The following is a 14,168-nucleotide window of genomic DNA, read 5'->3' as shown; positions in this document are numbered from 1 at the left end:
ATCCTCTATTTGTATAGTTAATCAAGCTAGAAACTTAAAATATGTTCACAAATTTAAGTTGGAAGACAGATGGAAATTTCTTACCGCAACATCAACCCCCCTCTTAGTCCTCCTTCTGACATCAAAGATTTTCCCACTCTAGAAACCGACAGGTATATCCTCAAACTGGCGACAAATGCCGAAGAATTAGCTTCTATTTTTGGCTTACGGTTTCAAGTGTTTAACCTAGAACTAGGTTTGGGATTTTCAAATTCTCAGCTTACCCAAATGGATCAAGATGAGTTTGATCAAGTTTGCCATCACTTGATGCTAATTTGCAGAAAAACTGGTCAAACGATTGGAACTTATAGGATGCAAACTTATAAAATGGCATCTCAAGGTTTAGGCTTTGATGCTGCTGATATATTTAATCTTAACACAATTCCTGACACAATTTTGCAGTCATCTATAGAAGTTGGGCGTGCTTGCATAGCTAAAGAATATCGCAATATTCAAGCTCTATTATTACTGTGGGAAGGGTTAGCTAATTATTTGATATGGAGTGGAAACAAATATTTTTTTGGTTGTGTTTCCTTACTCACACAATGCGCTGGGGAAGCAGCTTGTGCCTATAATTATTTTCGACAGCATGATTTGATGCACAAGAGTATTTTAGTTTATCCAAATTCACAATATTCTGTGAATATAAGTCACAATTTAGCTGATAAATGCCATCATCTGGAAATCCCTAATATTATGAAGGCATATTTAAGTATTGGTGCTAAAATATGTAGTTTACCAGCAATTGATAAACAGTTTAAGACGATAGATTTTTTAACTATATCTCATATTCAAGAGTTTACTAGATGGCATTGCACTCGGTAATAGTTGTGTGTAACTACAGAAATAGTTGTGAATAATGTTAGTAGAAACGTTACCATGCAACGTTTCTACAGATGGGAAATTAATGACTTACTTCATTGGCGATAATGCCAATTAAATTTAACTGATTCAAAATTTCTACAGCCTGAGTGACTTCATTTTGAGTTACCCAACCAATGCGTCCTACCATCATAATTCCATTGCACAAGGATGCAATAATTCGAGAATCAACATTACCTAAAATTGGTGGAGCATCTATCAGCACTAAGTCGTAGTTTTGCTCGAAGATGTCGATGAGTTCTTTGAGACGGGGAGAACTGAGCAGTTTTATGGGGTCTTCTGGTATAGGGCCACCAGTTAAAATGTCAATTGAGGGATGAATGGGTTGAATGTAATCTTGGATGTTGGTATCGGTTTCATCAACTAATAGTAGAGATAGTCCCCATTCGTTGGATAGTTGCAAAATTTTGTGTAGTTTAGGCGATCGCAGGTTAGCATCAATTAATAATACCCGTTGGTGCATGTGCGCCGCACTCGCCGCTAACCCTAACGCTAACGTTGTCTTTCCTTCCCCTGCGATCGCAGAAGTTACCATCAAAGAATTAAAGGGAAAAGGATACTTTAAGATTTGTGTATTTTGGTAGACCATATCTAAAGTTTCATGGCAAGGTAGCCAAGAACTGTTTTCTACCAAAGAAGGTGCTGCTTTCCGTCGCCAATTCAGAGCCAAACTAGGAAGCCGCTTTTCCATCGCATTCGCTGCTAGCTTGGGTATAGAACCAAGTAATCTTAGGTGTGTGACTCTTTGCAAATCCTGTGCAGAATGTATGACACGATGACGCATTCCCCAAATTAAAGCGATCGCAATCCCCAATATAGGCCCGATAACTATACCCCCAGCCATCAGCAACAGTCTGTAGTTACCGTTATCACTTCCCAGGGTTGGTGCTTCTACAATTTCCCAATTCCAGCCTCCCTGAGTAATTTTCCATCCTAAAGAATTTTGTGCTTGCAGCATTTGTTCTAATGCTTTGCGATGAGTTTCCACCTCTGGAAGTAGGCGTTGATATTCTGCTATCAAACTGGGGTATTTCTTTAAATCTGCACGAATTCGCTGTTCTGACTCTACCAAACTCTTTTCTTTAGCTGTTAGCCCCAAAGCAGTTGTCTGCAACTGAATTAACTCCTCTGCTAGCTGCGGTTGCACTCCTACTAGCTGTTCTCTGGTTAATGCTGCTTCTTCTTGAGCATTTGCACTCAATTGCTTGACTTCTTGTTGCAATAGTTCTAATTGGTTCTCACGTTGTTGCTTGAGACTGACAATGATAGGAGAATTATCTGTGTAGCGTAGCTGTTCTTTAGCTAAAGCTTGTTCAGTTTTTTGAATTTCACTCAACAGGATTTGGTAGCGAGTTGATTCCCTCAAACGAGAAGCATTAACTGCTGACTGGCTGGAAGCAGCAATTTTTTTCTCTAAATTTTTGTAGCGCGTTTGTACATCTTGCAATTGTGCGCGAGTAGTTTGGATTTCGTTTTGAATATTACCTAGAGATTTGACGAGAACTTGACTTTCTAGTTGAGGATTTAATGAGTTGTGTTTTTTCAGAAAATTCTCTAATTTACTTTCAGATTGTTGCAACTGTTTTTTAATTCCTGGTAGACGCTCATTAATCAAGGCTAATCCTTTATTCAATCGCTCTTGTTTTTGCTCGATATTGTAGTCAATATAAACCTTTTGTAAAGCTAATAATACCTTGTAAGCTTTAACTGGGTCATGATTGATGAATGAAATCTCAAAAACTGGACTTACCAATTGATTAGTTGCGTTTTTTTGGTCTAATTGAGTGACTTTTAAAGGAGCGTTTTGACTATCATTCCTCTTGCCTTTGATATCTTCTACAGTAATATTTGGATATTCTGCACGCAGTGAAACTACTGCTTGTTCGATTAACTTAGAACTAAGCATGAGGTTTTTTTGTGCGGTGTAATAATCAATAAATTTTCGGGCTGAGTCACCTGTTTTATTATCTGAACTATTCTCTAAACTATTCTCATCTGTCCCTTGGTTGGGTTGAGAACTGACTAAAATTTCCATATAGCTTTTGTAAGTCGGTTCAGTCATCAAAGCCAACAAACCAGTAATTGAAATGACTACAAAAGAAACTCCTAAGACTATAAAGCGTCGGCGGAGTAAAATTTTAGATATATGTCTAAATTTTGGATTTTTTTGTGAATATTCAGTTACAAAATTTTCTTCTTGGATACTGATGTTAGACATGAGTGAATACCTCAAATAACGCCACAGTGAATTTAAAGGTTTATCAAAAAATTCATTTGGCAGGGTTGATAGTTAAAACTAGGTCATTTTTCTAGATAAACATGATTCAAAACATATATATTACGTACAACCTGACTTGAAAGCTTCTCCTTAATCCTTACAGTACAGAACAAGAATAACAGGAACTTTAATCTGATATGTTCTGAGTTTGAGAAGAGAAAATATATCAATTACCTTATGTGTTTATACTTCAGCACACCCTAAGTAGCAGCAAATAAATATCTAACTTGTGGATGAAATTCTTGATTATTTCACCCTGGTTCATTGTGAACATTAGTCTGCCTTAATTCTCTTGCCAAGTGTCAAGTTACGGCAAATTGAATTAAGAATATAGAGCCTAAACTGAGCCTAGAACTTATGTCAACTATATCTATGGAGTTTTCATATATCCTTAATTGGCAAAGATAGTGTCTTTTTTCATTTGTTTTTTGTGATGACTATAGTGATGAATATTGCTGAGTATATAGAAGATAATTAATGAACTTAGTGATTTTAATTTATTAATTACTGAGACTTAAAAAGATAATAATTATAATTTCTGTTGTTTTTAATACTGGATAAAAGTAATATCTAATCATGCAATTGCCTTCAGGCTTTAAATAATAATATTTTCCTAATTTCGGTCAATGCTAAAATAGTTACTCACAAATATTTCTAACTAGGTTTAAATTAATATTGAGCTAATTATGGTACTGTGAGTCAATATGCACATTCAGGTAAGATAGAAAAACCTAATATGTATAAGCTAATGGGAATTAATAAGTAATTACTTGCATAAAATGAGTAAATAATCGTGATTTTACTGATAATTTTCGTTGGGAAAATTTAAAATAGTGTGAAATTATTTTTGGTTGTCAGTTGACTTGAGATTTTTGTGCTAACTGAGGCAATGTAGTCAAGTTTAAGATGAAGCATGAAAATTTCCCCACCTTATCATCAGAGGATGTTAAAAAAGTATTGTGATTCACACCAAAGTCTGGGAAACCTCACCCCCCTAGCGAGAATAATATTTGAAGGGTAAAATAACTCTACATTTGTAAAGAGATATTGCTAGGTTGAGGGGTTTCTAGTATCCTGCACTTTCTCACATCCTCTGAGAAATTATATTTAGGGTGTCTGTGAAAATTAGCCAGTTGTGATGTAGCGGTGACAAAGTGCTGTAAATTGGTTGTGTCTGTGTAGAGTCAATCTACAGCACTTTTTCAACAACTGGCAATGGATCATGGAACTGGAAATATTACCATCATTGTGTCCCATGAATCCTGTTGATTTTTTTATTAAAATGGCAACAGCTTAATTTTAGTTGCCAAATTGCCAAAATCTTATGGCTGCGTACATTCAGCCGCTAGTTAGTATCTGAGTTGCTAATGGGAGCAACTTCCAATTTCAACTCTCAACTTGCACCATTCTCAATAAGCTTCAGGTGATGCACACCCAACAACGTAAAACGAAGGCTCTTAGCAGCAGACAAGCAATGCCCACCCTACAAAAATTATCATCTAGGAACTCTTGCAAGATGTGTGTCAAGATTACCGTTTTTTTAAGGCGATCGCAATCGAACCACCGACAACTAAACACGCACCCAACACCCCTAAAACTGTCAACCTTTCTGGAGGAATTAAACTCGGTGCAATTATAGATGTTAATTCTACTGATATTAAAGTTATAATTGGTGCTATAGCTAACACTGCGCTTACCCTTGAGGCTTCCCAATGTTCCAAGGATTCTGCAAATGCACCATAGGCAATCAGAGTATTTAAACCACAAAATAGTAATGTGAATAAATGAAAACTACTGAGTGTAAAAATTTTACTAACATTAGCCAAGGGTGTTAATAATATCGCACTTCCTCCATAAATCATCAACATAATATGAGCAGATGGTAGAGATTGTAATAACTGCTTTTGTGCTAAAGCGTAAATTGCCCAAACTGCTGCGCCTAAAACTAATAAAGCACTACCAAAAAGATAAATACCTTGGGAAGTAATTAAATTTGTGAATTGCGCCTGAAAAAATAAAATGTAACCGCAAGTTAAGACACCGACACCTAACCATTGTTGTAAGTTGTAACGCTCTTGGAAAATAACTAAACCACCCAAGCCTAACAACAGGGGAGCTAATTGAATAATTACTTCCGCGTTAGCAGGTGATGTTAAAGCTAAACCCTGCATAAACAAGAAGTAATTAGCTGCTAACATCAGAGTAGCGATCGCCAATAATTTCCCAGAGTTAGCACTTAACTGTCTTAACTTCGGTAAGTTACCACGCCAGCCTAAATACATAGCCAGCATGACAAACGACACCAAAAACCGAAACCAAATAATGGTGTAAACGTCTAAAGATTGCAAAACTACCTTGAGGGCGATAGGTAAAATACCCCACAAGAATACTGTTAACAATGATAACGCCAGCCCTAAACGCCAGCGACCAGAACTATGGTGCATAGTTTAAAATTCAAAATTCAAAATACCCTACGGGAAGGCAAGCCTACAAAATTCAAAAAGAATTCTTGGGTACTGTTGACGGTTGACTGGGTAAAAGTTATTCTTCCTCCGCTCCCTCATCTCCCAGTACCCAGTACCCAGTACCCAGTACCCAATTAAAAGAAATCAGCCATCCAAGGGGATGCACCAGCAAAGATTTGTGTAGCGGTGGAGAGTGCTGTTGCTGTTGCATCTAGTTTCCCTGTTAACTGTAATTGATGGGGTGTCAATAAACTGCTGTATAAAGATGCTAATCCGCTAATGTCTAACTTGAACTCTCCTTTACCGCCCTGAGTCACTTCACCCCGACCATTGGCAACAGATAAAATAAACTTACCGTGGTTAGCGGTTAATAAATCATCTTGTACATCTAAATGTAATTCGGCGGTAATTCCTTCGGGATAACCCCGCGCTTCTAGTGCTTTGCATACATCAACTATTCTTAACATCCAACGCGCCTGTTGCTGGATTTTAGCTGATTGCTCTGGTAACAGCAATGTGAGAGCATCGACTATGGAACTTTTCCAATGTACTTGATCAATTTGAGAACGATGTTTAGCGAGAAACGCCCAGAAACTTTGTGCAGCATCATTCGATAGAATTGTCCAATCTCTAATGTTCAAGATAGAGCCTTCTTTTGCTCTTTCTTGAGTAAAAATAATATAACCTTGGGGTTTGTCTGTTTCACCAATCAAATAAGTGTAAACAGTTGTAGGTTCATCAGTGTGAATAATTCCATTCCAAATTGCGGGATGTCTGTCTAAATATCCATGAGTGAGTTTGGCTTGCTGTTGATATAAAGCTTGACAAATTTCCTGATTTGTGCAATCAAAAGGTTGTACAGGTAAAGGTTGGGCGTGTATTTGAATACTTGCGGTGGAAATTTCCCAAGTGCAGTAGCTTCCGGCTTGTTCATATCCGGCTTTGCGGTATAGGCGTTGCGTAGCGGGATAGAGAACGGAAATTGGTACTTGCTGGGCGTGGATGTCTTGGAGGGCGTGTTGAATTAATGCGATCGCAGCACCATCACCGCGATATTCTGGAGCAATACCCACAGCCGCAATACCCGCCATCGGTACACGTTCACCACCCCACCACTGAGCCATCGGGATAATAGCCAGTCCCCCAGCCACTTGTTGCTCTCGATAGATGACGCGAAAGTTTTCTAAACCAATACGTTTAGCATAAATCGCACTGTCACCAGATGGCATGATAAAGCACTGTTCGAGGATAGCTCCCAATTTTGGAATATCCTCTTGCTCGGCTCTGGTGTATTTGAATTGAGGTGTCATAGCCTCTACCTGTAGTAGCACGAATTTACATCATACTACAATATTGGGGAATGGGTACTGGGTATTGGGGACTGGGAAGCAGGGGGAGTGGAGGAAGAATAACTTTTACCCAGTCAACCGTCAACAGTACCCAGGAATTCTTTTTGAATTTTGTAGGCTTGCCTTCCCGTAGGGTATTTTGAATTTTGAATTGATTTGTCCCCCTCATCTCCCCATTTATACACCCAGTCAGCAACGCCATTAACCTGAATGGGCTTGAAGTGACGCAAGTGTTATGTAAAAATTGGGTTCTTTCGCATCTGAGGAATTGAGACATGGCGCGTCTAGCACTGCTGAGTGTATCTAACAAAACTGGTTTAATTGACCTAGCCCGTAGCTTGGTGGAAGAATTTGAATTTGATTTAATCAGCAGTGGGGGAACAGCCCAAGCCCTCAAGGATGCAGGAATACCAGTCACCAAGGTGTCTGATTACACAGGTTCACCAGAAATCTTAGGGGGACGGGTGAAAACTCTACATCCGCGCATTCATGGCGGGATTTTAGCACGGCGGGATGTACCTCAAGATATTACGGATTTGGAAAATAACCAAATTCGCCCGATTGATTTGGTGGTGGTGAATTTGTATCCATTTGAGCAGACTATTGCTAAACCAGGGGTGACATTAGCTGAAGCTGTGGAACAAATTGATATTGGTGGCCCCGCAATGTTACGGGCTTCATCAAAGAATTTTGCTCATCTGACGGTATTATGTGACCCGGCGCAGTATGATGAATATTTACAGGAATTACGCCAAAATAACGGCGAAGCATCTTTAGAATTTCGCCAAAAGGCGGCTTTAAAAGGATTCTTACATACAGCGAGTTATGATCAAGCGATCGCATCCTACCTAGCTCAACAATCTCAGGAATCCCTACCCCAACAATACAATCTCACTGGCACACAATTACAATCTCTGCGTTACGGTGAAAACCCCCATCAACCTGCGGCTTGGTATCAAACCGGGACTACTCCCACAGGATGGGCTGCGGCTACGAAATTGCAAGGTAAAGAACTCAGTTACAACAATTTAGTTGATTTAGAAGCTGCCCGTCGCATTATTGCCGAATTTCCCGATACACCGGCCGCTACCATCATTAAACATACTAATCCCTGCGGTACAGCTATAGGTAATACCCTGGTGGAAGCTTACCAAAAAGCTTTTAATGCTGATTCTGTTTCGGCTTTTGGGGGAATTGTCGCCCTCAACCGTTCCATTGATGCCGCTACCGCCAGTGAGTTAACTAAGACATTTTTAGAATGTGTGGTTGCGCCTAGTTGTGATGCGGAAGCGCAAAAAATTCTCTCGAAAAAGTCCAACGTGCGAGTTTTAACTTTAGCAGATTTAAGCACTGGCCCGAAAACATTAGTTAAACAAATTGCTGGGGGTTTTCTCGTCCAAGCTGCCGATGATGCGATCGCTGATGCTAGTAAATGGCAAATTGTCACCGACCGTCAACCCACACCGGATGAATTAGCCGAAATGCTGTTTGCTTGGAAGGTGTGCAAACACGTTAAATCTAATGCCATTGTCATCACAAGCGATCGCACAACACTAGGTGTAGGTGCTGGTCAAATGAATCGCGTCGGTTCAGTCAAAATCGCCCTAGAACAAGCCGCAGACAAAGCCAAAGGCGCAACACTCGCCAGTGACGGCTTCTTCCCCTTTGATGATTCTGTCAGAACCGCCGCCGCCGCCGGAATTACAGCGATTGTCCAACCAGGGGGAAGTTTACGTGATCAAGATTCCATCAAAGCCGCCAATGAACTAGGTTTAGTCATGGTGTTGACTGGTGTCCGTCACTTCTTACATTAAATTTTTCCAGACTTAGGCAACTGGCACATTAGTAGAGTGCGTCAGATGGGGAAAATCTGGGATTTTTTACCCAATTATCGCTTCTGACGCACCCTACACTTGCTAGTGCAGTTTGCAAACTGTCACTTACCAGACTAGCGATTGGATCGAACCAATGATATTGTCTAGTTGTGTGTGAGGAGCAAGTTAAAACTAAAAAGCGTCTGGGGTGGAAACACGGCAACACTCCCAGACGCTTTTTAATTGAAGTATTGCCTGTCGAGTCTTGTAGGGTGCGTCAGACTGCTGAAATGCTGTGAATAATGAGATTTTTAATATCTGACGCACCCTACTAATATGCCAGTGACTTGACACTCCTCAGCCTAAAGGCATGAGGATTCTTGCTTCGCTTCGCGACGCTAGCGCGAACAAAGGGAGATCCAAACAACCGGACGAGTCGAAAAGTTCAGATTACTTTACCCTTAGCAAGCATACACCGTCTGCCCGGCGGCGTTTTCTGCCCATTGCGAGACAGGTTCCTCCCTTTCGGCGAGACTCTGCCTGTGTTGCAGGTATACTTATTTTATCAAAAGCCGTCCTAGAAGGATGGGGAACCTCAAACCCAAATCTTCGGTAAGTCCTGATCAAAATACTATTACCTGTCCAGTTGAGAAAGTGCCACACGATATACTTGTACTTCAAGACAATAAGTGATATTCTCCAGTTGTGTGTGAGGAGCAAGTTGAAATTAAAAAAGCGTCTGGGGTGGAAACACGGCAACACTCCCAGACGCTTTTTAATTGATGGAGAAAATACTATTGCCTGTCCAGTTGAAAAAGCGTCACACAATATACTTGCATTTAAAGAAAATAGGTGATATTCTCCAGTTGTGTGTGAGGAGCAAGTTGAAAGCAAAAAGCACTTGGGGTGGAAACACGGCAACACTCCCAGGTGCTTTTTAATTTTGGTTGTCTGCCTAGCTTTTGACAAAAGTCCACTCTAGTACCTTGATTGGTGCTTGTTGCAGAGCTTGATTCAGTTCCGTGCAACTCTCAAACTTGACTTGTTCTAAATTACAAGCCTCAATATTGACTGTAAATTTATCGTCTTCAAAAGGCCAAGGTTGCACAGTAATCAAGTTATCGCTACGCTGCATGATGTCATAGCGTTGACCGTCATGCCCTTTGCTAATTTCTAAAAACCTTTGGTCAGCAGGTAACTTTTTTTGACATAAGATTAAGGATAGGCGATCGCACCACTGCATAAACGCATAAGCTGCATCTACTTCTGCCGGCTGCAAGCCTAGTGCCTCGCGCCAACGTTGTTGGTTTTGCAGTTGTTCATCTAAAAATTGATTTAGTTCGGGAGACTCACCCCGTTTTGGTTCATTTAAACGGCTGAGGTGTTTGGAAATTAATAAAGCTACCCACCGCCCTCGATAACGAGCATTATTCACCAAATCAGCCAGTTTCTTCACTATTGTTTCTGTGTTCATCGTGAAGTCCCTTGGCGCACCCGCTTCAGTCAGATTATCTTCCTTCCACTCTTGTTCTAAATCATCGTGATGAGAAATAGCCGCGAGTGTTTCATACATCCGTGGCGGGGAATCTTTGCGTCGCCATTGTCCTGCTAATTGCGCTGCTAACAAAGCGTGGGCGCGATGGTATATCACTTCCCATCCATTTTGTGTTGCATTAACAATCACAAATTAATCTCCCGATTTTAAATAAGGGAATGGGGAATGGGAAAGAATTTCTACCTTGTCTACCCTGCTCCCTCCGTTCCCCTGCTAGCAATTAAGGATGTCTTTCCAATGGGTTAGCAACGTATTGGAATGTCGGCTCAGAATTCCAGGGGCCACGTTGATCATGACCATTGCCATTTGTAGAGAGATTGTAATAGATATTTACAGTTTCATCCGGTTGAATATTACCAAATAATGGATCTGTCAACTTACCCAGTGACTCTAAAGCCTTCATAAACATCTGAGTGTGAGACACTTCTCGTGTGAGTAAATGAACTAAAGTCTCTTTAGTTCCTTGATCTGGACATAATTTAATTAACTCTTCGTAAGTTTGACGTGCGCCAGCTTCAGCAGCAATATTAGCTCTCAAATCTCGCACCACATCACCACCTTCATTCAGGTAACTTGCAGTCCAAGCATTACCTTGACTATCGAGAAAGTGAGGCCCTATACCTCTAACAGCAAAGAGAGTGCTTCTATAAGCCTCTGTTTGATCCGTATTTTTAGTATGAGCTTCGATGAGTCTACCAACCATCTCTAAATGCCCAAATTCTTCGATAGCAATATCTTGCAGCATATCTCGAATTCCAGCATTTTCAACGTGAAATGATTGTACCCAATATTGCAAAGCTGCTGATAATTCTCCTGTCGCTCCGCCAAACTGCTCTAAAAGTAACTGAGCAAAACGAGGGTTAGCCTCATCAATCTTTACAGCATGAATAGGCTCTTTTTTATGGAAAAACATGAACTGCCTCTTCAATTAATTACTACAACAATCATTGGCATCAAACCCTTAAATCTTGTGGGTTTGATTGCAAAAAATCTGGCTTTCACACTTAATTTTTTTGGCTGTGAATTTATTCTGCAACTATGCGCTACGGCTTCTGGTGATGAGTCCCCAAATATAGATAGCGATAATTGCCCCAATTATTGCTAATAAAAGTCCGGGAATACTAAAACCAGTCGCCGTAATTTGTAACGTTCCCGTTGCCAATAGGCTATATAAACTACCACCGATAAATGCGCCAATTATACCTAAAATCATTGTGGCAAGGATACCACCACCTTGATGTCCTGGATAAATCGCCTTAGCGATCGCACCAGCCAATAGTCCTAATATTATCCACGCAATAATATTCATATAATCTCCTCAAAAATATCATCTTTAACTCAGATTAACAATTTGAATCAAGTTACGTTTCCACCTGATGAAGTAACTTTTGAAGCCAAAAGATAGATATCGGTAATAGCTAGATAAACAAGAGAAAATGAAAATTATTTAAACTTTTGTGTTTGTAGTCAGGACTTTAGTCCTTTCTTTGCCATGCTTGGCAATGCTACTGTGTAGACAATTTTTGTACGTTGGGATTGCTTGCAAGTTACTAACATCCTTAGTTTTATGGTGTTGGCAATGCCCATCTATTCTGATTGAGAATGGTACAAGAGAAAACTTAAAGATACAGGACGCTACAAGCAAGAAATAAAAAAATAAGGACTAAAGTCCTTACTACGAACTTAAAATAATATTTTTGCTGGGATGTTAAATAGTATATTTTATAAATTAATCATGTCAAAAGTCATCAGTAATTTGACAGTGATTTTTATCATCTTGAATAGCTAAACTCGCATTAAATACTTGGCAAGTCTCAACAACGCTAGAACAAACTGAGGTTGTTGACAAATATATCCAGAAATTCCCCTGGTTGCCTAAATTGATCAACCTGACAGTAAACGGTATTAAATAGCGCGGGAAAATTGTTTTTCTGGCTTTTGATTATGATTATCAAAAACAACAGCAATATTTCTCACCAATAACCGACCAATGTCTGTGATTTGGATATGATTACTAGATAAATCTACAAGTCCATCATCAGCTAATGGCTGTAATAATTCTAGCTCATGGGCAAAATATTGATCAAATTTGATATCATATTTTTCTTCTATGTCCTGCTTATACAGTTGAAAATTGGACATAATAGACATAATGACATCGCGTCTGATAATATCATCTGGCGTGAGTTTAATTCCTTTACTCACTGGTAAAACATCTGCTGCAACTGCTTGGTAATATTCTTTCAATTGCTTATGATTTTGGACATAAGCATCATGTAGCATACTGATAGATGTCGCACCAAAACCAAAAAGTTCTGTTTCGGCGTGGGTGGTGTAGCCTTGGAAGTTACGCTGGAGGGTGCGGTTACGTTGAGCAACTGCTAGTTCATCATTAACTTTAGCAAAATGATCCATACCAATAAATTGATACTGGCTATTAGTCAATTCTTCAATCGTCATCTTGAGAATTTCTAACTTTTCCTGTGGTTGCGGTAAAGCTGACACAGGAATATTTTTCTGTGCTGGCTTTAACCAAGGTACATAGGCAAAGTTAAACACCACAATTCGCTCAGGATCTAATGCAACAGTCTTTCTCAGCGTCTCTTGAAAAGTTTGTAAAGTTTGATAAGGTAAACCATAAATTAAGTCTACATTCACACTGTTAAACTTAGCTGCTTTAATCCAACTCATGACATCGAATAACATTTCTTCAGGTTGGACACGGTTAACAGCTACTTGCACTTGGGTGTTAAAATCTTGAATGCCAAAACTAACACGATTAAACCCGATTTCCCTGAGAAAGAAAATATAATCTTTATCAACGTAGCGGGGATTAATCTCAATAGAAATTTCTGCCTCTGGATCAAGGTTAAAATGGCGATGAATTTGTTTCCAGACAAATTCTACTTGCTCGCAATCTAAATAATTGGGTGTACCACCACCCCAATGTATTTGCAACACCTTTCTATCTGAATCAATCAATGATGCTGTATGCTGGATTTCTCGCGCTAAGTTTTCTAAGTAAGGTTTGGCAATATTCTTATTGTTAGAAATTACCGTATTGCAACCGCAAAAGTAACAAGCACTCTGACAAAAAGGAATATGGAAATACAAAGACAGAGGTGTTTTTCGTTGATTGGAAGCTGCGATCGCATCTCGAAAATCTTGCTCAGTAAATTCCTCAGTTAACTGTGTAGCGGGTGGATAACTGGTATATCTAGGTGCAGGAGTATCATACTTCTGAATCAAATCTAAATCAAATTTAACACCAGATGAAAGAAAAACCATCAAATCCTCCAAGGTACTGTTACCACGCCACCTAGTGATACTTAGCGGCATTCAAAATCACCGAAGTTCTAACTTCTCGCAAAATTCAAAAACTTAGCAGACAACAGTTTTTAAATCTTGGACAAAGTTATCTTGACTACCGCGTGCGTTGACTGGTGGTTGGTTTTATAGGTATAAAGAGTCTGCAATTAATTGTTGACTGCGGAGACTAGGGACTGGGAAGAGAGACTTTCATCCCCTTGTTGTCAGCTTTCAAGGTTGTAAGAGTCTAGCTGTTGTCTAGTTTAAATATTCCATGCTAGACCGTTATGTGTCGATTTCAACCAAAATTAGGAATTGGGCATGGGGCATCAAACAAGTCAAAAGTCAAGAATTCTGGGGAAAAATTATTTAATTAGGACTTACGCACAAGTCACGGAATAATGAACCACGTTCGCGTTCGCGTAGCGTCTCGTAGAGAAGAAAATAGGGTTTGAGAGATATTTTCCGTAAGTCCTG

Annotated in this window: 9 protein-coding genes; 2 read left to right on the top strand and 7 right to left on the bottom strand. The window is 39.6% G+C overall.

Annotation, left to right across the window (positions count from 1 at the left end; all coding sequences use genetic code 11):
* The first annotated feature begins 69 nt into the window (after positions 1-69).
* Complete coding sequence (locus A3775_RS13300; RefSeq protein WP_066377460.1) at positions 70-864, top strand: GNAT family N-acetyltransferase; 795 nt, start codon at positions 70-72, stop codon at positions 862-864.
* 79 nt (positions 865-943) lie between these two features.
* Here the strand turns inward: A3775_RS13300 and A3775_RS13295 are convergent, their stop codons facing one another.
* From A3775_RS13295 to eis, 3 genes are all read right to left on the bottom strand, one after another.
* Positions 944-3,139, bottom strand: coding sequence for an exopolysaccharide transport family protein (locus tag A3775_RS13295; protein WP_066425344.1), 2,196 nt, complete (start codon positions 3,137-3,139; stop codon positions 944-946).
* Positions 3,140-4,728: 1,589 nt separating this feature from the next.
* Positions 4,729-5,643 (bottom strand): DMT family transporter, encoded by a 915-nt coding sequence (locus A3775_RS13290; protein ID WP_066377454.1) that lies wholly within the window; start codon positions 5,641-5,643, stop codon positions 4,729-4,731.
* A 155-nt stretch (positions 5,644-5,798) separates the two neighbouring features.
* Positions 5,799-6,974, bottom strand: a complete 1,176-nt coding sequence (gene eis / locus A3775_RS13285) for an enhanced intracellular survival protein Eis (RefSeq protein ID WP_066425343.1) — start codon at positions 6,972-6,974, stop codon at positions 5,799-5,801.
* A 314-nt stretch (positions 6,975-7,288) separates the two neighbouring features.
* On the opposite strand from eis, the gene purH reads away from it, so the two are divergent.
* On the top strand, positions 7,289-8,827 hold the full coding sequence (gene purH / locus A3775_RS13275; protein WP_066425338.1) for a bifunctional phosphoribosylaminoimidazolecarboxamide formyltransferase/IMP cyclohydrolase: 1,539 nt from the start codon (positions 7,289-7,291) through the stop codon (positions 8,825-8,827).
* 955 nt (positions 8,828-9,782) lie between these two features.
* Here the strand turns inward: purH and A3775_RS13270 are convergent.
* The 4 genes from A3775_RS13270 to hemN form a co-directional block, all read right to left on the bottom strand.
* Positions 9,783-10,511 carry a DUF3891 family protein gene (locus tag A3775_RS13270; protein ID WP_066377443.1) on the bottom strand — a complete coding sequence of 243 codons (729 nt, stop codon included), beginning with the start codon at positions 10,509-10,511 and terminating at the stop codon, positions 9,783-9,785.
* Positions 10,512-10,602: 91 nt separating this feature from the next.
* Positions 10,603-11,295: a manganese catalase family protein gene (locus A3775_RS13265; protein WP_066377441.1), complete on the bottom strand. Its 693-nt coding sequence runs from the start codon at positions 11,293-11,295 to the stop codon at positions 10,603-10,605.
* 123 nt (positions 11,296-11,418) lie between these two features.
* Positions 11,419-11,691, bottom strand: a complete 273-nt coding sequence (locus A3775_RS13260) for a GlsB/YeaQ/YmgE family stress response membrane protein (protein ID WP_066377440.1) — start codon at positions 11,689-11,691, stop codon at positions 11,419-11,421.
* Between the two features lie 596 nt (positions 11,692-12,287).
* On the bottom strand, positions 12,288-13,670 hold the full coding sequence (gene hemN / locus A3775_RS13255; RefSeq protein ID WP_066377439.1) for an oxygen-independent coproporphyrinogen III oxidase: 1,383 nt from the start codon (positions 13,668-13,670) through the stop codon (positions 12,288-12,290).
* Positions 13,671-14,168 lie beyond the last annotated feature (498 nt).

The organism is Anabaena sp. 4-3, assembly GCF_001597745.1.
Taxonomy (GTDB): Bacteria; Cyanobacteriota; Cyanobacteriia; order Cyanobacteriales; family Nostocaceae; genus Trichormus.
The sequence above is the reverse complement of the archived record's forward strand: the minus strand, read 5'-3'. Positions and strand labels throughout refer to the sequence as shown.